The sequence below is a fragment of the Streptomyces sp. NPDC015130 genome, from assembly GCF_043080005.1.
GTDB lineage: Bacteria > Actinomycetota > Actinomycetes > Streptomycetales > Streptomycetaceae > Streptomyces.
Genome location: NZ_JBIBVC010000027.1, coordinates 62,257 through 80,816, shown reverse-complemented (window position 1 = coordinate 80,816; position 18,560 = coordinate 62,257). Strand labels below are relative to the sequence as shown.

General features: G+C 73.5%; 15 protein-coding genes. 10 read left to right on the top strand and 5 right to left on the bottom strand.

Annotation, left to right across the window (positions count from 1 at the left end; all coding sequences use genetic code 11):
- Positions 1–136: 136 nt before the first annotated feature.
- Complete coding sequence (locus ACF08F_RS36085) at positions 137–655, bottom strand: hypothetical protein (RefSeq protein ID WP_392302772.1); 519 nt, start codon at positions 653–655, stop codon at positions 137–139.
- A gap of 117 nt (positions 656–772) precedes the next feature.
- Between ACF08F_RS36085 and ACF08F_RS36080 the strand changes: the two genes are divergently transcribed.
- Entirely contained in the window at positions 773–1,237 is a 465-nt protein-coding gene (locus ACF08F_RS36080) for a hypothetical protein (RefSeq protein WP_392302771.1), read from the top strand.
- A gap of 106 nt (positions 1,238–1,343) precedes the next feature.
- Here ACF08F_RS36080 and ACF08F_RS36075 read toward each other — a convergent pair whose 3' ends face one another.
- Positions 1,344–2,111, bottom strand: coding sequence for an SDR family NAD(P)-dependent oxidoreductase (locus tag ACF08F_RS36075; protein ID WP_392302770.1), 768 nt, complete (start codon positions 2,109–2,111; stop codon positions 1,344–1,346).
- 191 nt (positions 2,112–2,302) lie between these two features.
- Between ACF08F_RS36075 and ACF08F_RS36070 the strand changes: the two genes are divergently transcribed.
- A complete protein-coding gene (locus tag ACF08F_RS36070) occupies positions 2,303–4,837 on the top strand; it encodes an ATP-dependent Clp protease ATP-binding subunit (protein ID WP_392302769.1) in 2,535 nt (844 codons plus the stop codon).
- Here ACF08F_RS36070 and ACF08F_RS36065 read toward each other — a convergent pair.
- Entirely contained in the window at positions 4,834–5,904 is a 1,071-nt protein-coding gene (locus ACF08F_RS36065) for a helix-turn-helix transcriptional regulator (RefSeq protein WP_392302768.1), read from the bottom strand. The genes ACF08F_RS36070 and ACF08F_RS36065 overlap by 4 nt on opposite strands.
- Before the next feature lie 104 nt (positions 5,905–6,008).
- Here ACF08F_RS36065 and ACF08F_RS36060 point away from each other — a divergent pair, with 104 nt between their 5' ends.
- From ACF08F_RS36060 to ACF08F_RS36050, 3 genes are all read left to right on the top strand, one after another.
- Entirely contained in the window at positions 6,009–6,326 is a 318-nt protein-coding gene (locus ACF08F_RS36060) for a hypothetical protein (protein WP_392302767.1), read from the top strand.
- Positions 6,327–6,380: 54 nt separating this feature from the next.
- The gene (locus ACF08F_RS36055) at positions 6,381–7,238 is read left to right on the top strand and encodes an oxygenase MpaB family protein (protein WP_392302766.1); all 858 of its coding nucleotides are present in this window, start codon (positions 6,381–6,383) and stop codon (positions 7,236–7,238) included.
- A 92-nt stretch (positions 7,239–7,330) separates the two neighbouring features.
- Complete coding sequence (locus tag ACF08F_RS36050) at positions 7,331–9,631, top strand: tetratricopeptide repeat protein (protein WP_392302765.1); 2,301 nt, start codon at positions 7,331–7,333, stop codon at positions 9,629–9,631.
- Here the strand turns inward: ACF08F_RS36050 and ACF08F_RS36045 are convergent.
- Positions 9,598–10,260 (bottom strand): M15 family metallopeptidase, encoded by a 663-nt coding sequence (locus tag ACF08F_RS36045; protein WP_392302764.1) that lies wholly within the window; start codon positions 10,258–10,260, stop codon positions 9,598–9,600. The two genes, ACF08F_RS36050 and ACF08F_RS36045, sit on opposite strands and share 34 nt — an antisense overlap.
- 94 nt (positions 10,261–10,354) lie before the next feature.
- Here ACF08F_RS36045 and ACF08F_RS36040 point away from each other — a divergent pair, with 94 nt between their 5' ends.
- The 5 genes from ACF08F_RS36040 to ACF08F_RS36020 all read left to right on the top strand — a co-directional run bounded on the left by ACF08F_RS36040 (position 10,355) and on the right by ACF08F_RS36020 (position 16,177).
- Positions 10,355–11,941: a phytoene desaturase family protein gene (locus tag ACF08F_RS36040; protein WP_392302763.1), complete on the top strand. Its 1,587-nt coding sequence runs from the start codon at positions 10,355–10,357 to the stop codon at positions 11,939–11,941.
- Between the two features lie 168 nt (positions 11,942–12,109).
- On the top strand, positions 12,110–13,144 hold the full coding sequence (gene tdh, locus ACF08F_RS36035; protein WP_392302762.1) for an L-threonine 3-dehydrogenase: 1,035 nt from the start codon (positions 12,110–12,112) through the stop codon (positions 13,142–13,144).
- A gap of 3 nt (positions 13,145–13,147) precedes the next feature.
- Entirely contained in the window at positions 13,148–14,347 is a 1,200-nt protein-coding gene (locus ACF08F_RS36030) for a glycine C-acetyltransferase (protein ID WP_150273297.1), read from the top strand.
- A 38-nt stretch (positions 14,348–14,385) separates the two neighbouring features.
- The gene (locus tag ACF08F_RS36025; protein WP_392302761.1) at positions 14,386–15,294 is read left to right on the top strand and encodes a LysR family transcriptional regulator; all 909 of its coding nucleotides are present in this window, start codon (positions 14,386–14,388) and stop codon (positions 15,292–15,294) included.
- A 106-nt stretch (positions 15,295–15,400) separates the two neighbouring features.
- On the top strand, positions 15,401–16,177 hold the full coding sequence (locus ACF08F_RS36020) for an alpha/beta fold hydrolase (RefSeq protein ID WP_392302760.1): 777 nt from the start codon (positions 15,401–15,403) through the stop codon (positions 16,175–16,177).
- A gap of 116 nt (positions 16,178–16,293) precedes the next feature.
- Here ACF08F_RS36020 and ACF08F_RS36015 read toward each other — a convergent pair whose 3' ends face one another.
- Positions 16,294–18,303, bottom strand: a complete 2,010-nt coding sequence (locus tag ACF08F_RS36015) for an exo-alpha-sialidase (RefSeq protein WP_392302759.1) — start codon at positions 18,301–18,303, stop codon at positions 16,294–16,296.
- Positions 18,304–18,560 lie beyond the last annotated feature (257 nt).

Sequence of the window (18,560 nt, the reverse complement as noted above, 5' to 3'; positions counted from 1 at the left end):
CCCGATACATCCAGTATCGGGGCGACCCTCCGCCTTGCGATCGCACGCACCAGACCCCGTCGGGCCCGCCCTTCGGGCGGCCGGCGCTACTTTCGTAACACGCCCTAGGCCCAATCCAGATCAACGGCTCGGCCGGTCACGGGAAGTACAGCGAGGCCTTGTCCAGGACGTGGCCCGTGAACATGCCGCCCCAGACGACCTGGCCCCGGTACATCGTGGTCCGTGTGGCGTTCGGGGTGGTCTCGATCGTGAGGGGGCGGCTGATCAGCGTCGTGCCGAGGAGCCGGGCGTCCTGGGCGGCCCACTGGGCCGCCTCGGGCCGGACACGCGCGCTCACCAGGGCGGGGAGCACCGTGGCCGCGTTGCGGGCGCCGGGTATGCCGCGGCGCAGGTCCTTGGCGTAGCGCATGGCCCACGCGGTGAACTCGCCCAGGGTGGTCATGTCGACCTCGGGGACGGCGGCGGCGAAGACGAAGAGCTCGACCTTCGTCCCGAACCAGCGGACCTTGCGGTCGCCGCGGCTGCCGGCCACCACCCGGTGGCCGTCCCAGGGGGGCGAGGTCACCGTGCAGCCGTCGGCCGTGAGCCGTCCGTGAAGCGCTTCGAGGTACGCGGTCGCCGCGTCGGCGGTCGGACCGGTCGCATGCGTGTCCATGCGGTGGATCTTCCAACACCCTTGGCAGGTAAGGGAAGAGGGGCTTGTGAGGGTGCGCGGACCGCTCGCGGGCGCTGCGCCGTCGCGGCCGTCAGCGGCCCGCGCTACCTTGGCCCGATGCAGCCTCAGCAGCCCTACACCCCTCCGCCCCAGCAGCCCCCCACCCCTCCCGCCCCGCCGGCCACCGCGCCGTCCCGCAGCCGCACCACGGTCGTCCTGCTCTCCGTCGTGGCCGGGCTCGTCCTGGGTGCCGGGGCGACGGGCGCCGTGTGGGCGCTGAGGGCCGACGGCGTTTCCGCCGACGGGAGTTCGGCGGCGGCGGACGCGCGGGCCGCGTGCCGGGCGCTCGCGGGATTCGACGAGGCCAGGTACACGGAGAGGGGCGCCGGGGGCGACATAGCCGTCAACCGGTACTCGGCGGCCGGGACGCTCTCGACGGCCGCCGCCGCGGGCGACGCGCGGTACAAGCCGCTCGCCGAGGCCGTCCGGCGCTCGCAGGAACGCCACTCCCGGCTCTTCGAGTTCGACGCCGAGGCGAAGAAGGACCTGGGCGAGGCCCGTACGATCTGCGAGGACCTGTAGCCCGCGTCGACACCGGGACTCGGCTCCGCAGGTCTCTCAAGTCCTCAGGATCAAGCCCTCGGTCCCGACCCCTCGGGCTCAAGTCCTCAGGTACGAGTCCGTAGGCTCAAGTCCTGAGGTGCGAGGCTCCGTTGAGGTCGAGGACCGTGCCCGAGGACCACTCTGCGGCGGGGGAGGCCAGCCACAGCACCGCCGCCGCGATCTCCTCGGCCGAGCCCACCCGTCCGAACGGGCTCTGTGCCCGGATCGCGTCGCCCTCGGGCCCCTCCACCCGCGGCGCGACCCGCTCCGTGGCGAAGAACCCGGGGGCGACCGAGGCGACGGCGATCCCGTGCGGCGCGAGCGAGACCGCGAGCGACTGGCCCAGGGCGTGCACGGCGGCCTTCGTCGCCCCGTACGCCGGATGGTCCGGCTCGCCCCGGAAGGCGCCGCGGGAGCCGATGTTCACGATCCGGCCGCCCCCGCCCTGGTCGATCATCCGACGGGCCGCGAGATGGCTCAGGTTGGCCGTGGCGAGCAGGTTCACGGCCACGTGCTGCTGCCACACCGCCACCCACTCCTCGTAGGGGGTCTCCGCGAGCGGGTGCCGGATGTTCACCGCCGCGTTGTTCACCAGGACGTCGATCCCGCCCAGCGCCTCCGCCGCCGCGTCCACCACGGCCACCGCCCCCGACGGGTCCGCGAGGTCGCCGCCGACCAGGGCGTGGCCGTCTCCGGCCAGGGAGGCGAGGGTCGTACGGGCCTCCTCCTCGCGCGAGCCGAAGTGGACGGCCACACGGTCGCCGTTGGCCGCGAACGCCCGGGCCACCGCCCGGCCGAGCCCCCGGGACGCGCCGCTGACGAGCACGCGCCGACCGCTTGCGGGTACGTTCATGACAGGTGTCTCCCTGGGGTCGGGGCAGGCGCTGCGGCGGATGATCCGCACAGCGGTGACGATACGTCTCCCGTCACCCCTCCGGTCGAACGGGTGTGCGTCGCGCACGGCCGCGCTCCGATTGCGGACGCGAGGGCCTCGGGTTTGGGTGTGAGACGAGGACCCTCCCCCTTGCGCATCTGGAGTTCGGCATGTCGATGGCGTTCGGTTCCCCTTTCGGTTCCTCCGACGACCCGTTCAGCGATCTGCTGAGCCGGTTCTTCGGGATGTCGCCCGCGTCCTCGCCCCCGGCCGTGCAGCGCGTGCCCATCGGGCGGCTGCTCACGGAGTCCTCGCACGAACTCCTGAACCTGGCCGCGCGCAAGGCGGCCGAGGACGGCACGTCCGACCTCGACACCGAGCACCTTCTGTGGGCCACCACCCAGGTCGACCCCGCGCGCCGCCTCCTCGCCCGGGCCGGGGTGGACACCGAGGCGCTCGCCGCGGAGATCGGGGCGGTCCTTCCCCGGGAGGCGGCCGAACCCTCCGCCGAGCCCGGTCTCACCCCCGCCGCCAAGCGCACCCTCGCCCTCGCCCACGCCACGTCACAGGCGTCCGGGGTCTCGTACATCGGTCCCGAGCACATCCTCAGCGCCCTCCTCAGCGACCCCGACTCGGGCGCCGGCCGGTTCCTGCGCGCGGAGGAGGTCGACGTACGGAAGGTGCGCGGCCTCACGGACCGGGCGGCACGCGGGGACGGCTCGCCCGCGACGGGCGCCGGGGCCGGTGCGGGCACGCAGCCGCAGCAGCCCGCCACGACCCTGGACGAGTTCGGCAGGGACCTGACGGAGGAGGCGAAGGCCGGCAGGCTCGACCCCGTCGTCGGCCGGGCCGAGGAGATCGAGCAGACCGTCGAGATCCTCTCGCGGCGCTCCAAGAACAACCCCGTGCTGATCGGCGAACCCGGCGTCGGCAAGACCGCCATCGTCGAAGGGCTGGCCCAGCGCATCGTCGCGGGCGAGGTGCCCGCCACCCTCAAGGACAAGCGGGTCGTCTCGCTCGACATGTCCGGCCTGGTCGCGGGAGCGCAGTACCGCGGACAGTTCGAGGAGCGGCTGAAGAAGGTCATCGAGGAGGTCCAGGAGGCGAACGGCGAGGTCATCCTCTTCATCGACGAGCTGCACACCGTCGTCGGCGCCGGCGCGGGCGGCGACAGCTCCATGGACGCGGGCAACATGCTCAAGCCCGCCCTCGCACGCGGTGAACTCCACGTCGTCGGGGCGACGACGATCGACGAGTACCGTAAGTACGTCGAGAAGGACGCCGCCCTCGAACGCCGCTTCCAGCCCGTCCTCGTCCCCGAGCCCACCGTCGAGGAGACGGTGCAGATCCTCGAAGGGCTGCGGGACGCGTACGAGGCCCACCACCAGGTCCGCTTCGCCGACGGCGCCCTGACGGCGGCGGCCGAACTCTCCGACCGCTACATCAGCGACCGCTTCCTGCCCGACAAGGCCATCGACCTCATGGACCAGGCCGGCGCCCGGGTACGGCTGCGCAGCGCCGGCCGCTCGACCGAGGTCGTCGGCCTGGAGGACCGCCTCGCGAAGCTGCGGCGCGAGAAGGACCAGGCCGTCGCGGGCGAGGAGTTCGAGAAGGCCTCGGAGCTGAAGACGCAGATGGCCGCGATCGAGGGCGAGCTCGCGGGCATCGAGGAACGGCGCGAGGGCGTCGTCTCGGTCACCGCCTCCGACATCGCCGACATCGTGTCCCGCCGCACGGGCATCCCGGTCGCCCAGCTCACCGCCGGCGAGAAGGAGAGGCTCCTCAAGCTGGAGGAGGAGATGCACGCGCGGATCGTCGGCCAGGAAGAGGCGGTCACCGCCGTCTCCGAGGCCGTACGCCGCAACAGGGCGGGCATGGGAGACCCGAACCGCCCCGTCGGCTCGTTCCTCTTCCTCGGGCCCACCGGCGTCGGCAAGACCGAACTCGCCAAGACGCTCGCCGAGCTGCTCTTCGGCGACGAGAGCCGCATGATCCGCTTCGACATGAGCGAGTTCCAGGAGAAGCACACGGTGGCCCGGCTCGTCGGCGCACCTCCCGGATACGTCGGCTACGAGGAGGCCGGCCAGCTCACCGAGAAGGTCCGCCGCCAGCCGTACAGCGTCGTCCTGTTCGACGAGGTGGAGAAGGGGCACCCCGACGTCTTCAACACGCTCCTCCAGATCCTCGACGACGGCCGCCTCACCGACGGACAGGGCCGCACCGTCGACTTCCGGCACTGCGTCGTCATCATGACGTCCAACATCGGCGCCCACCGCATCCTCGCCCACGAGGGCGACGCGGCCGAGCTCAAGGACGAGCTGATGAAGGACCTGCGGGGGAAGTTCCTGCCCGAGTTCCTCAACCGCATCGACGACATCATCGTCTTCCACAGCCTCACCGAAGGGGACCTGTCCGAGATCCTCGAACACCTCCTGGAGCGCAGCAAGCACCGTGTCCACGCCCAGGGCCTGACCCTGGAGGTCACCGAAGCGGCGAAGAAGCTCCTCGTCGCCCACGGCTACCAGCCGGCCTTCGGCGCCCGGCCCCTGCGCCGCACCATCCAGACGGAACTCGACAACCGCCTCGCCTCCCTGCTGCTCGGCGGCGAGGCCGACCCCGGCGACACGATCGTCGCCGACGTCGTCGACGACTCCCTCCACTGCCTGATCACCAAGGGCAGGCGGGACTTTCGCAACACGCCCTAGGTCCCCAGCGCCCGGGCGAGGAGGGCGCGGCGGTGGCGTGTGCCGGTCTTCGTGAAGACCGACTTGAGGTGGTCCTGGACCGTGTGCGCGGACAGGGACATCGCGAGCGCCACCGTGCCGGTGTCGGCGCCGTCCGCGAGGTGGCCGAGGAGTTCCGTCTCGCGGCCCGTCAGGGCGTATGCCCGGCAGAAGAAGTCCAGGCGGTCGGCCGGAGTGGTCTCCTCGATCGTCACCGCGATCTCCCGGGCGGACGGCGGCGGTCCGTCCGTGTCCGGCCCGTCCTCGATGCGGGCCGCGCGCAGCGTCAGCCAGAGTCCGTCGGCGAGGTGCACGCGCGCGCGTGGCGGGTTCGCGTCGACGCCCGCCTCGTGGGCGAGCAGCTGCGCGGCCACGTTGTACGCGGCCGCCGGGACCGGTGCCCGGCCCTCCTCCGGCGGGACGAGGCCCGCGAGATACGCCGGGGCCCCGGGCGTCTGGCCGCGCACCCGCAGGTCCGGGGCGAGCAGCAGCACCAGCGGGCCGGGCCGGTCCGCGCCCGGCGGACGGGCCGGGAACGCCGCGGCCTGGGCGCGCCGGAGGGCCTCCGTGACCGGCCCGGCCACCCCGTCCAGATACGCCAGGTCCGCCGCGCCGAACTCCGCCCCGTACCGCCACAGATCGAGGAAGCCCCAGCATCCGAACCGGTCGCGGAACACCACCGAGGCCACGTCCCGCACCCCGGCGGGCCGCAGCAGCTCCTCCCACAGCGGCCCCCGCTCGCCCTCCGGCAGACCGCTCAGCGCGGCGGCGCCCGCAAGCGACGTCCAGCGGTCCGCGCGCGTCAGGTACTTGAGCCGGATGAGCCGGGGCAGCTCCGGCAGGACGGGGACCCACGCGACCGGAGCGCACCCCACCGAGGTCACCGGATCCGTCAGCAGGAACGCGAAGGCGTCGGCGCCCAGCACCGACCGGAACTCCCGGAGCAGCCGGACCCGCAGCGCGCGGGCGTCCCCGCCGGCCGCGCAGATCCCCAGCACGCGCTCGCGGGAGCGGGAGAAGGCGTGGGCGTGGCCGGCGGAGGGAGCCATGGGCGGAGCGTACGGGCCGATACCCCGGAGATCTGGGATGTACGCGGCGCGGGGCCGGAGTCCACGCTGGAGACGTCCCCCACCGGACACGGGGAGGAGGAGCCGTGATCACCCTGCACATCGAGCACCCGATCACCGACTACACCGTGTGGAAGTCGGCCTTCGACCGCTTCGCCGGCGCCCGGGAGGACGCCGGAGTCCTCGGGCACGAGGTACGCCGGCCCGTCGACGACCCCGCCTACGTCGTCGTCGACCTGTGGTTCGCGACCGCCGGGCAGGCCGAGGGCTTCCTGGAGTTCCTCCGCACGCGCGTGTGGGCGGACCCCGCACGGGCCCCGGCGCTGGTCGGCCGGCCCCTCGCCCGCCTCCTCGTGACGGAGGAGGTGGCGCAGATGCCGGCCCAGGAAGCGGAGCGCGTCTGATCGGTTGTCCGAGGGGCGGGAACCGTCGGCCGCCCCCGGCGTAGCCTGGGCGCCATGAGGCAGGACGCCGACCCCGGGCTCTTCGGGCCCCGCTCCGTCACCTGGCAGGTGCACGGCGACCCGGTGATGTGGATCGCGGGCGTCCGGGCCCTCTGGCTCCAGGCACTGCACCCCGTCGCCGTCCGCGGCGTCATGATCAACAGCAGCTTCCGGGAGGACCCCTGGGGACGGCTCATGCGGACCGCGAACTTCGTCGGGACGCTGAGCTACGGGACCACCGAGGCGGCGGAGAAGGCCGGCGCCCGCGTCCGGCGGATCCACCGGCTCCTCGGCGTGGACGACCCCGAACTCCTGCTCTGGGTCCACTGCGCCGAGGTCGACTCGTACCTCTCGGTCGCGCGCCGCTCCGGCATCCCGCTCACCGACGCCGAGGCCGACCGCTACCTCGACGAGCACCGCGTCTCCGCCCGTCTCGTCGGCCTCGACCCGGAGACCGTCCCGGGCTCCGCCGCCGAGCTCGCCGACTACTTCGCGGCGATGCGGCCCCGGCTCGAAGCCGGACCGGACGCGCGGACCGTCGAGGACTTCCTGCGCCGACCGCCCGTCAAACCCGTCCTGGTACCGGCGCGCGAGGTGGTCTGGCGGCGCGTGACGGCGCTCGCGTACGACACCCTGCCCCCGTACGCCCACGCGCTCTACGGAACCCCCGCCCCGGCGGCCGCGACCGTCACCCGCCGGCTCACGGCGACGGCCAACCTCCTCCGCTGCATCCCCGACCGGACGCGCTGGCGGCTGCCGCCCCGGCACATCCTCCGCGCCATGGACCGTCTCGGCCGGGACACCCGCCCCGCCCCCTTCGCGCACCTCGGCGCTCGGGGCCGGCCGGGTGCCGGAACGCCCTCCGGAACCTGACACGCGCCCTACCCGTACCCACTGTCGGAGGGTGCGGCCATACTGGACATGTCGGGGAGGGTGCACGGAAGCGACGGGGGCGACACCACACGATGGGGGACAGCGGGCTGATCCAGGGCCGGTACCGGCTGCACGAGGTCATCGGCCGTGGCGGCATGGGCGAGGTCTGGCGCGCCACGGACGAGGCACTCGGCCGCGGCGTCGCCGTGAAGTGCCTCAAGCCGCTCGGCCCGCAGCACGACCCGCAGTTCCTCTCGGTGGTCCGCGAGCGCTTCCGCCGCGAGGCCCGCGTCGCCGCCGCCCTCCAGCACCGCGGCATCACCGTCGTGCACGACTTCGGCGAGTACGACGGCGTGCTCTTCCTGGTCATGGAGCTCCTGGAAGGACGCAACCTCAGCCAGCTCCTCGCGGCCAACGCCAAGCACCCGCTGCCCGTCCAGGACCTCGTCGAGATCGCCGACCAGGTCGCCGACGCCCTCGCGTACACGCACCGCCAGGGCATCGTGCACCGCGACCTGAAGCCCGCGAACATCATGCGGCTCGCGGACGGCACGGTGAAGATCTGCGACTTCGGGATAGCGCGGCTCGGCGACACGGGCTTCACCTCCAAGCTCACCGGCACCGGCATCGCCATGGGCACGCCCCACTACATGTCCCCGGAGCAGATCGGCGGCGGCGAGGTCGACCACCGCAGCGACCTCTACTCGCTGGGCTGCGTGCTGTACGAACTGGCCACCGGCGCCCCGCCCTTCGACCTGGACGACTCCTGGGCGATCCTCATCGGGCACCGGGACACGGTGCCGAGCCCGCCGCGCTCCCGGCGCGCCGAGATCCCCCCGTACTTCGACCGGATCGTCGTCGACCTGCTGGCCAAGGTCCCCGAGGAGCGGCCGGCCGACGCGGGGGACCTGCGCCGCCGGATCGTGTCGGGACGCGTCGCGCTGTCCCCGCCCGCGGGCGTGCCCGTGGCGTTCCCCCTGCCGGGACCGGAGCCTCTGGAGACCGCGCCCCACGCGGCACACGGAGCGCCCCTCACCCACCCCGGCGCTCACGCGCCCGCGTGGGCCCGTGCCATGAGCGGCGGACACCGGCCCGGGGCAGCCCCGGCCGGCACCGCCACGGTGCCGCGTCCGGCCGCCCACGACCCCGCCGCGGCCGTCCTCACCACCGAGTGGACCACCGCCACGCGCGCGTCGGACGCGAGCTCGTTCGCCGACGAGACGGCCGCCCGGCCCGTCCCGGCCGCACCGGCGGCCGAGGCCGGCGCGGAGCTGCTCGCGGTGCTCGCCGGCCGCTACCGCGCCGGCATCGGCCTCGGCAGGCTCGACCGCTGGGACGAGGCCGAATCGGTGCACCGCTCCGTCGCCGAGCACCGCGCCCGCGTCCTCGGCGACGACCACCCCGACACGCTGACCAGCCGCTACGAGGTCGGCTTCGCCCTCGCCCGGCTGGGCCGGCCCGCCGATGCCCTGGACGTCTTCGACGGGGTCGCCGAGGGCCGCGCCCGGACCCTCGGCGACGACCACCCCGACACCCTGGCCGCGCGTCAGGAGCGGGCGTACGCCCTGGGCCGCCTCGGACGGCACCCCGAGGCGTACGAGCTGTACGTCGCGGTGCTCGCCGCCCGCGAGCGCACCGTGGGCCCCGACCACCCCGACACCCTGCGCTGCCGCCACAACCTCGCCTTCACGCTCGGCCGTCTCGGCCGTCTGGAGGAGTCGTACCGCACGGCGAACGAGGTCGCGGAGGCCCGGGCCCGGCTGCTAGGCGAGGACCACCCCGACACGCTGGTGACCCGCCACGAGGTCGCGTACACCCTCGGACGGCTGGGGCGCGGGCAGGAGGCGCTCGTCCAGTACCGCGCCGTGGCCGACGCGCGCGCCGCGGCCCTCGGCGAGGAGCACCCGGACACCCTCACCGCGCGCTACGAGACCGGCGTCTGCCTCGGCCGCATCGGGCAGGCCGCGGACGCCCTGGACGTCTGCCGTGACGTCGTCGCGGCCCGCACGCGCGTGCAGGGTTCCGACGGGCCCGAGACCCTGCGCGCCCGCCACGCCCTCGCGGTCAACCTCGGCCGCCTCGGACGGTGGGCGGAGGCGCTCGACGAGTCCGAGAGCGTCCGCTCCGCACGGGAGCGCGTCCTCGGCGCCGACCACCCCGACACCCTCCTGAGCCACCGCGAGACGGCCGTCGCCCTCGGCCGGCTCGGCCGCTGGGAGGAGGCCCTGACGGCACACCGGGCGATCGGGGCGGCGCGCACCCGGACCCTGGGCGCCGACCACCCGGACACCCTCGCCGCCCGCGACGACGAGGCCCGCTGCCTGGAGCACCTCGGCCGCCCCACCGGGGCCGTCCGGAGTCAGTCGCCCGGCGTCAGTTCCGTCGGGCCGTAGAGCGCCGCGGGCGCCCCGGTCATGAGCGCCCAGTAGCGGTCCCCGAAGGACCAGTGCCACCACTCCGTCGGGTAGTTCACCAGACCGGCGGCGCCCAGGACGGAACCGAGCAGGTCCCGGTGGGCGCGGGCCTCGGCGCTGATCGACCCGGCGTCGGTGTAGCAGGCTCCGGCGCTCTCCTCCGGGCCCGCGTTCATCCGGGTGCCCAGGTCCAGTTCACGCCCGTCGGGCCCGACCAGGGTGAGGTCGACGGCCGCGCCCGCGCTGTGCGGCGCGATCTCGGGCGGGGAGACGTACCGGCTCGCGGCCGTACGGATCCGGTCCGCGGGCCACTCCGGGTGGAGCGCGCGCAGCTCCTCCGCGTACTCCTCGAAGTACTCCCGCTGGAGGGAGGGCGGGCGGTACCCCTCCACGAACAGCAGCCGCAGCCCGTCCGGGAGCAGCGACTGGGCCTTCAGCAGCCGCTCGACCACCCCTTCCCGCAGATGGGCGAAGGCGCCCTCCGGGTCCTGCTTGCGCAGGTCGACCGCCGGCGCGCCGGCCCGCCGGACGTCCAGGAGGGGCTCGCCGCACTCGGCCACGGGTATCGCGGCGACACGCGGATCGGACATCAAGATGATCTCAGTCATGAGGTGATCTTCCCGCAGGACGGGCCGGGCACCGGGACCGCCGGCCTCGGACCGCGCTCTTCCCCGCTCCGCCGGTCCCGTGTGAGCATGAGCCATGACCGCCCGTGCCCCGCTCCCCGGCGCCCCCGGCGCACTCCGCGCGTACGACGCCGTGATCGTGGGCGGAGGCCACAACGGCCTGGTCGCCGCCGCCTACCTCGCCCGGGCCGGACGGTCCGTCCTCGTCCTGGAACGGCTCGCCACCACCGGCGGGGCGGCCGTCTCCACGAGGCCCTTCGCCGGGGTCGACGCGCGGCTCTCCCGGTACTCGTACCTCGTCTCGCTCCTCCCGGAGAAGATCACGCGGGAGCTGGGGCTGCGCTTCGCCGTACGGAAGCGGTCCGTGTCCTCGTACACCCCCAAGGGCGACAGCGGCCTCCTCGTCGGCGGGGGCCCCGAGCGCACCCGGGCCTCCTTCGCGGCGCTCACCGGATCCGACCGCGAGTACGAGGCCTGGCAGGCCTTCTACGGGCGCACCGCCCGCGCCGCCCGCCGCATCTTCCCCACGCTCACCGAGCCCCTCCCCAGCCGCGCGGCGCTCCGCGCCCGGATGGACGACGCCGAGACCTGGCGCACGCTCTTCGAGGAGCCGATCGGCGTCACCGTCGAGCGGACCTTCGCCGACGACCTCGTGCGCGGCGTCGTCCTCACCGACGCCCTCATCGGCACCTTCGCCGACGCCCACGACCCCACACTCCTCCAGAACCGCTGCTTCCTCTACCACGTCATCGGCGGCGGCACCGGAGACTGGGACGTCCCCGTCGGCGGCATGGGCGCCCTCACCGACGCCCTCGCCGACGCGGCCCGCACCGCCGGGGCGCACCTCCGCACCGGCCACGAGGCCGTCCGCATCGAGACCGACGGCCACCGCGCCGCCGTCACCTACCGCACGGCCGACGGCGAGGGCACCGTCGAGGCGGGCCGGGTGCTCGTCAACGCCTCCCCGCAGGAACTCGCGCGCCTGCTCGGCGAGACGCCCCCGCCGCCCCCGGAAGGCGCCCAGCTCAAGGTCAACATGCTGCTCACCCGGCTGCCCAGGCTCCGCGACCGCTCCGTCGACCCGCGCGAGGCCTTCGCGGGGACCTTCCACATCGCCGAGGGGTACGGGCAGCTGGCCGCCGCCCACGCCGAGGCCGCCGCGGGACACCTCCCCACCGCCCCGCCCTCCGAGATCTACTGCCACTCACTGACCGACCCGACGATCCTCGGCCCCGAGCTCGCCGCCCAGGGCGCCCACACCCTCACCCTCTTCGGGCTCCACACGCCCGCGCGCCTCTTCGCCGCCGACAACGACGGCGCCCGGGCCGCGCTCCTCAAGGCGACCCTCGCCCAGCTCGACGTCCACCTCGACGAGCCGATCGCCGACTGCCTCGCCCTCGACGAGGACGGCCGCCCCTGCATCGAGGCGAAGACACCGCTCGACCTCGAACGCGACCTCCGCCTGCCCGGCGGGCACATCTTCCACCGGGACCTCTCCTTCCCGTACGCGGACGAGGACGAGGACGCCGGGGAGAGCGCCGGCCGCTGGGGCGTCGGGACCCGCCACGCCAACGTGCTGCTGTGCGGCGCGGGCGCCGTCCGGGGCGGCGGGGTCAGCGGCATCCCCGGCCACAACGCGGCGATGGCGGCCCTCGGACGTTGACGCCGCAGCCGCTCCCACCGGCGGCGTGAAGCTGATCTGCGAGCGCGCTTAAGAAATCCTCGATGGACCGGGAGCCCCGCGTACGGAAGATTTCCTTCCAGGGATCTTGGGTACACAGTCGTGCCCGGGCCCCCACATCACAGGACACGCACGTCGGGAGCCGTTGCATTGAAGGCGCTGGTCAAGCTGAAGGCGGAGCCGGGACTCTGGCTCACGGACGTGCCCGAGCCGGAGACCGGCCCCGGGGACGTACTGATCAAGGTCAAGCGGACCGGTATCTGCGGCACCGACCTCCACATCCGCTCGTGGGACGGCTGGGCGCAGAAGACCATCGCCACGCCGCTGACGATCGGCCACGAGTTCGTCGGCGAGGTCGTCTCCGTCGGCCGTGACGTCGCCGACATCGCCGTCGGCGACCTGGTCAGCGGCGAGGGCCACCTCGTCTGCGGCAAGTGCCGCAACTGTCTGGCCGGCCGCCGCCACCTCTGCCGCGCCACCGTCGGCCTCGGCGTCGGCCGGGACGGCGCCTTCGCCGAGTACGTGGCACTGCCCGCCTCCAACGTCTGGGTGCACCGCGTCCCCGTCGACCTCGACATCGCCGCGATCTTCGACCCCTTCGGCAACGCGGTGCACACGGCCCTCTCCTTCCCGCTGGTCGGCGAGGACGTCCTCGTCACCGGCGCGGGCCCGATCGGCATCATGGCCGCCGCCGTCGCCAAGCACGCCGGCGCCCGCAACGTCGTCATCACCGACGTCAGCGAGGAGCGCCTCGCCCTGGCGCGCAAGACGGGCGTCACCCTCGCCCTCAACGTCGGCGAGCAGACCATCGCCGACGGCCAGCGCGCCCTCGGCCTCAAGGAGGGCTTCGACGTCGGCCTGGAGATGTCGGGCAACCCGCACGCCATGCGCGACATGGTCGCCAACATGACCAACGGCGGAAAGATCGCCATGCTGGGCCTGCCCAGCGAGGACTTCGCCGTGGACTGGGCGAAGATCGTCACCTCCATGATCACGGTCAAGGGCATCTACGGCCGCGAGATGTTCGAGACCTGGTACGCGATGTCGGTGCTCCTGGAGGGCGGTCTCGACCTCGCCCCCGTCGTCACCGGCCGGTACGACTACACCGACTTCGAGGCCGCCTTCGACGACGCGGCCTCCGGCAAGAGCGGCAAGATCATCCTCGACTGGACTGCGGGAGCCTGACCCATGTTCGATTCCGTACGCGACGACATCCGTGCCACCCTCGAAGAGATCCGCGAGGCCGGGCTCCACAAGCCCGAGCGCGTGATCGGCACCCCCCAGTCGGCCACCGTCGCCGTCACAGCCGGCGGCCGCCCCGGCGAGGTCCTCAACTTCTGCGCCAACAACTACCTGGGCCTGGCCGACAACCCCGAGATCGTCGCCGCCGCCCACGAGGCCCTCGACCGCTGGGGCTACGGCATGGCGTCCGTCCGCTTCATCTGCGGCACCCAGGAGGTGCACAAGGAGCTGGAGGCGCGCCTCTCGGCCTTCCTCGGCCAGGAGGACACGATCCTCTACTCCTCCTGCTTCGACGCCAACGGCGGCGTCTTCGAGACCATCCTCGGCGCCGAGGACGCGGTCATCTCCGACGCCCTCAACCACGCCTCGATCATCGACGGCATCCGCCTCTCCAAGGCCCGCCGCTTCCGCTATGCCAACCGCGACATGGCCGACCTGGAGCAGCAGCTCAAGGAGGCCACCGAGGGCGGCGCGCGGCGCAAGCTGATCGTCACCGACGGCGTCTTCTCCATGGACGGCTACGTCGCCCCACTCGCCGAGATCTGCGACCTGGCCGAGCGCTACGACGCCATGGTCATGGTCGACGACTCGCACGCGGTCGGCTTCGTCGGCCCCGGCGGCCGCGGCACCCCCGAGCTGCACGGCGTCATGGACCGCGTCGACATCATCACCGGCACCCTCGGCAAGGCCCTCGGCGGCGCCTCCGGCGGCTACGTCGCGGCCCGCGCCGAGATCGTCGCCCTGCTGCGCCAGCGCTCCCGCCCGTACCTCTTCTCCAACACCCTCGCCCCGGTCATCGCCGCCGCCTCCCTCAAGGTCCTCGACCTGCTGGAGTCCGCCGGCGACCTGCGCGAGCGCCTGAACGCCAACACGGCGCTCTTCCGCTCCCGCATGACCGAGGAGGGCTTCGACATCCTCCCCGGCGACCACGCCATCGCCCCGGTCATGATCGGCGACGCGGCCGTCGCCGGGCGCATGGCCGAGCTGCTCCTGGAGCGCGGCGTGTACGTGATCGGCTTCTCGTACCCGGTCGTGCCGCAGGGCCAGGCCCGCATCCGCGTGCAGCTGTCCGCCGCGCACTCCACGGAGGACGTCAACCGGGCCGTCGACGCCTTCGTCGAGGCCCGCGCCGCCCTCGAAGGCTGACGGCGGAAGCAGGGCCCCGGTCCTGCGAGACTAGGGACATGATCGAAGCGCGGCGGTTGCACATCCTCCGAGCGGTGGCCGACCACCGCACGGTCACGGCGGCGGCCGCCGCGCTCTATCTGACCCCCTCCGCGGTCTCCCAGCAGCTCGCGGCCCTGGAGCAGGAGACCGGACACCGGCTGGTGGACCGCAGCGCCCGCGGCGCGCGCCTCACCCCGGCCGGCGAGATCCTGCTCAGCCACGCCAACGCCGTCCTCGCCCAGCTGGAGCGCGCCGAGTCCGAACTCGCCGCCTACGGCTCCGGCGAGGCCGGTACGGTCACGGTCGCCGCCTTCGCCACCGGCATCGGGCTCGTGGTCGCCCCCGCCATCAGCGCGCTGGCCGGTTCCGACCCCGGCATCCGGGTCCGGGTGCGGGACGCCGAGGGCGACGAGAGCCTGATGATGGTCCTCGACCGGCAGGTCGACGTGGCCGTCGCCGTCGAGTACCGGGGCGCTCCCGGCGAGGACGACGCCCGCCTCACCCGCGTCCCGCTCTACGCGGAGCCCTTCGACGCGGTGCTGCCGCCCGGCCATCCGCTGGCTGCCGTCGAGCGGGTCGCGCTCGGCGACCTCGCGAAGGACGCCTGGATCGGCCAGTCCGCCGGCAACCCCTGCCATGACGTGACCGTCCTGGCCTGCGAGTACGCCGGTTTCGCCCCCCGCTTCGACCATGTCTCCGACGACTTCCGGGCGGTCGTCGCCCTCGCCTCGGCCTCGGCCGGCGTGGCGCTCGTCCCGCGCTCCGCGCTCCGGGGCATGGACCTCACGGACGTCGGCGTCCGCCCGGTGGACGGGGTCGCCCCCACCCGCCGGGTCTTCGCGGCGGTCCGCCGCGGTGCCGAGGACCACCCCCTGATCAGCCCGGTCCTCACGGCCCTCGGCGAGGCGGCGGCCCCGGGAGTCTGACGGCGCGCGCCGGTCGTGCGGCGCGGGGCCGCGCGCCCACCCGAACGGCCCTACGCGTTCTGGCCGAGCGCCTGCCACCGCCCCCAGACTGGGCTTCATGGAAACCATGGTGACTGTCAGTCAGGGCGAAGTCTGGGCGGACGACTCGGGAGGCGACGGGCTGCCGCTCGTCCTGCTCCATCCCGGCGTCGGCGACTCCACGGTGTGGGACCCGGTCCTGCCGGCGCTCACCGCACGCCACCGGGTGATCCGCTACGACGTGCGCGGCTACGGCCGCTCACCCGCGCCGACCGCCACGTACTCCCCGGTCCGGGACCTGAGCGAGGTCCTCGACCACTTCGGGATCGCGCGGGCGGTCCTCGTGGGCTCCAGCATGGGCGGGGCGACCTCCGTCGACCTGGCCCTGGAGTCCCCCGGGCGGGTCGCGGGCCTCGCCCTCCTCGTGCCCGGCGTCACGGGCTACGACGGGCTGGCCACCGGCGAGTTCTTCGAGCGCCTGGAGACCCTGGCGAAGGCCGGCGACACGGACGCCATCGTCCGGCTCGGCCTCGGCCTGTGGGGGAAGGCGGGCGGCGGGACGCCCGAGGCCGACCCGGTGGCGGCGGAGCTCTTCCGGGCCGTGCTGCCCGCCTGGTTCAGCAACATCGACCGCCAGCTCCCCGGCGAGCCGGCCTTCGACCGGCTCGGGGAGATCTCCGCACCGGCCCTGCTCGCGCTCGGCGAACTGGACCGGCCGGAGGTCGTGCGCTGCAACGAGGAGATGGCGGAACGGATCCCCGGCTGCCGCCTGGTCCGCCTGGCGGCCTCCGACCACTACCCGACGCTGCGGGAACCGGAGCTCGTCGCACGGCTCGTCGAGGAGCTGTACGCCGAGGCGGTCTGAGCCCTTGTGCCCCGTGGCGCTTGAGCGTCCATGCGCCTGAGTCGCTCCCGAAGCCTTCGGCCGGCCGGCGGTGTGCCCGCCTGCCGGCCGAAGGGGCCGTTCCGGCTACGCGCCCGCTACCAGATGGCGCCGAAGCCGAGGCGGAGCTTCTCGTGGGTCTTCTGCACGTCGAGGGCGCCGTTCCGCACCGAGTCCGACTCCGTCTTGGTCAGTGCCTTCCGGAAGAGCCGTACGTCGTCCAGCGTGCCGTCGAAGAGCTGCGCGACCCCCGCCGGCTGGTCAGGGAAGTCGGGCCGGGCACCGATGTGGATGTTGAACTGGCCGCTCGGCGTGGCGTTCGTGGTCGTGTTCTCGTCGCCGGGAGGCATCGTCGCGGTGGCCGGAGCGCCCCCGTCGACCGCGAGACTGAGGGTGAGGCCCTCGCGGGTGAACACGACGTGGTGCCAGGTGTCGTTGTCGTACGAGGAGGGCAGCGTCACCTCGGTGTAACCGGCGTCGGTGCCTATGGTGGCGCGCAGGACCTCGTTCGTGCCGCCCGATTCGGCCCGGACGGAGAAGTGACGAACCTTCTTCGTGGGGTCGGTTCCCGGCATGCCGTACGCCCAGATGATCGGCAGTGTGCCGGTGGTGTCCTTGTGCTTGAACCAGGCGGTGACGGTGAAGTCCCCGTCCTCGACGCGCAGGGAAGGGGAGCAGACCAGGCGCAGGTAGTCGTCCGTGCCGTCGAAGTCCATGGCCGAGCCGTCGTTGCGTGAGCCGAGCTTGGCCCCGCCGTGGACGATGGCGTGGTTGGCGGCCTCGCCCTCGGCCTTGGTGCGGGTGTCGGTGGTGCGCGGGAGACGCAGCTCGGTCTCCGCATCGTTCATGGCGTCTTCGGTGAAGGCGGCGAAGTTGAGGTTGCCGTGCGGGATGTTGCCGGCCGTCTCGTACAGGATGCCGATGGAGCCGTCGGGCAGCACCGTCAGGTCGGAGTAGCCGGTGCGGCCGCCCGAGACCAGGGTGCCTACGGTCTTCCAGGTCTTGCCCTCGTCGTACGAGGAGCGGATGGCGAGCTCGCGCTTGTCCTCCCCCGGGTTGGGGCCGAGCCGGGAGGGGGCCGAGTACAGCAACTGGTCGGCCTTGCCGTCCTGGTCCATGGCGTGCAGCCGCAGCACGGAGCCGAACACCGGGGAGGTGTCCAGGTTGGCCACCGGGGTGAAGGGGCCCGCGAAGGAGGCGCCACCGTCGGCGCTGGTGGTCTTCAGCCGGTGCTCGTTGGTCAGACAGCGGACGGGCTCGGAGTTGCGGGCGTTCACGTGGATGCCGCCGTCGACGGTCTCGGCGACCGTCAGCTCGCCGGGGTACGCACCCGCCTTGCTCGTCGAGGAGGTGGCGCCGAGGGCCCAGGTGAGCCCGCCGTCGTCGCTGTAGTACAGCTGGCCGCCCGCGGTCGTGTCACCGCCGGCCGTGTGGTCGCCGGGGATGATCAGCCGGCCGTGGTGCGGCCCCCGGCTGAGCTGGATGCCGTGGCCCGGACCGGTGGAGACCCAGCCCCAGCCCTCAGCCTTGAGCTGCGGCTGCGGAACGCTCGCGGACCAGGTCAGTCCGCCGTCCATGCTGTGCACGGCGTGGACCGTACGCGGGAATTCCTTGCGGCTGGGCTTCGCCTCGTTGTGGTTCCACTCGCTGCTGGAGTACAGGAGGGTGATCCGGCCGGTGACCGCGTCGACGACCGGCGCGGGGTTGCCGTGCGCGAGCTCGTCGGTGGCGCCGATGACGATCTGGGGCTCCTGCCAGGTCACACCCCCGTCGAGAGACCTCCTGAGGATGAGGTCGTTGTCGCCGACGTCGTCGCAGCCGGTCGTCGTCAGCCGCTTACGGCCCTCGGCGAAGGCGAGGAGGACGCCCTTCGGGGTGGTGACGAGGGCGGGGATACGAGTGCAGTAGTAGGCCTTGCGCGCCTCGAACGGTGTGTTGGACACCTGCTTGACGAGCGACTCGGTCGCGGTCGTCGACGCGACCGCGGGCGAGGTCGGCGTCACCGCGAGGGCGACCGCGGCCAGGACCGCGAGGGACAGCGCGCACAGCCATGCGGACAGCGCGAAGCGGCGAGCGCCCGGTGGGCGGCGCTCGGAAAGGGGCAGCACGGAGGAACACCTCTTCGGAAGCGAGAGCGGAGCGGAGGCGACGGACGACGGGGCGGCTGGGCCTTGACGCGGTTGTGCCGCGATCGTCAGCGGGCCGGTTGCGGCGGCCCCCGCGCAGCGGAAGGGCACGCGAACGGGCGACGCGACAGACGCTCGCCTCGGCGTTCGTCTCATCCCCCCGGTGAGATCTCCCGGCGGGGACGCTACCTCATGTGATCATGTGTGCGCAGCCGGAACCGACGGTTCGTCAGTCCGAT

Coding starts and splice junctions, on each gene's coding strand:
- ACF08F_RS36085 (WP_392302772.1), bottom strand. CDS start 655: ATGGACACGCATGCGACCGGTCCGACCGCCGACGCGGCGACCGCGTAC.
- ACF08F_RS36080 (WP_392302771.1), top strand. CDS start 773: ATGCAGCCTCAGCAGCCCTACACCCCTCCGCCCCAGCAGCCCCCCACC.
- ACF08F_RS36075 (WP_392302770.1), bottom strand. CDS start 2,111: ATGAACGTACCCGCAAGCGGTCGGCGCGTGCTCGTCAGCGGCGCGTCC.
- ACF08F_RS36070 (WP_392302769.1), top strand. CDS start 2,303: ATGTCGATGGCGTTCGGTTCCCCTTTCGGTTCCTCCGACGACCCGTTC.
- ACF08F_RS36065 (WP_392302768.1), bottom strand. CDS start 5,904: ATGGCTCCCTCCGCCGGCCACGCCCACGCCTTCTCCCGCTCCCGCGAG.
- ACF08F_RS36055 (WP_392302766.1), top strand. CDS start 6,381: ATGAGGCAGGACGCCGACCCCGGGCTCTTCGGGCCCCGCTCCGTCACC.
- ACF08F_RS36050 (WP_392302765.1), top strand. CDS start 7,331: ATGGGGGACAGCGGGCTGATCCAGGGCCGGTACCGGCTGCACGAGGTC.
- ACF08F_RS36045 (WP_392302764.1), bottom strand. CDS start 10,260: ATGACTGAGATCATCTTGATGTCCGATCCGCGTGTCGCCGCGATACCC.
- ACF08F_RS36040 (WP_392302763.1), top strand. CDS start 10,355: ATGACCGCCCGTGCCCCGCTCCCCGGCGCCCCCGGCGCACTCCGCGCG.
- ACF08F_RS36030 (WP_150273297.1), top strand. CDS start 13,148: ATGTTCGATTCCGTACGCGACGACATCCGTGCCACCCTCGAAGAGATC.
- ACF08F_RS36025 (WP_392302761.1), top strand. CDS start 14,386: ATGATCGAAGCGCGGCGGTTGCACATCCTCCGAGCGGTGGCCGACCAC.
- ACF08F_RS36020 (WP_392302760.1), top strand. CDS start 15,401: ATGGTGACTGTCAGTCAGGGCGAAGTCTGGGCGGACGACTCGGGAGGC.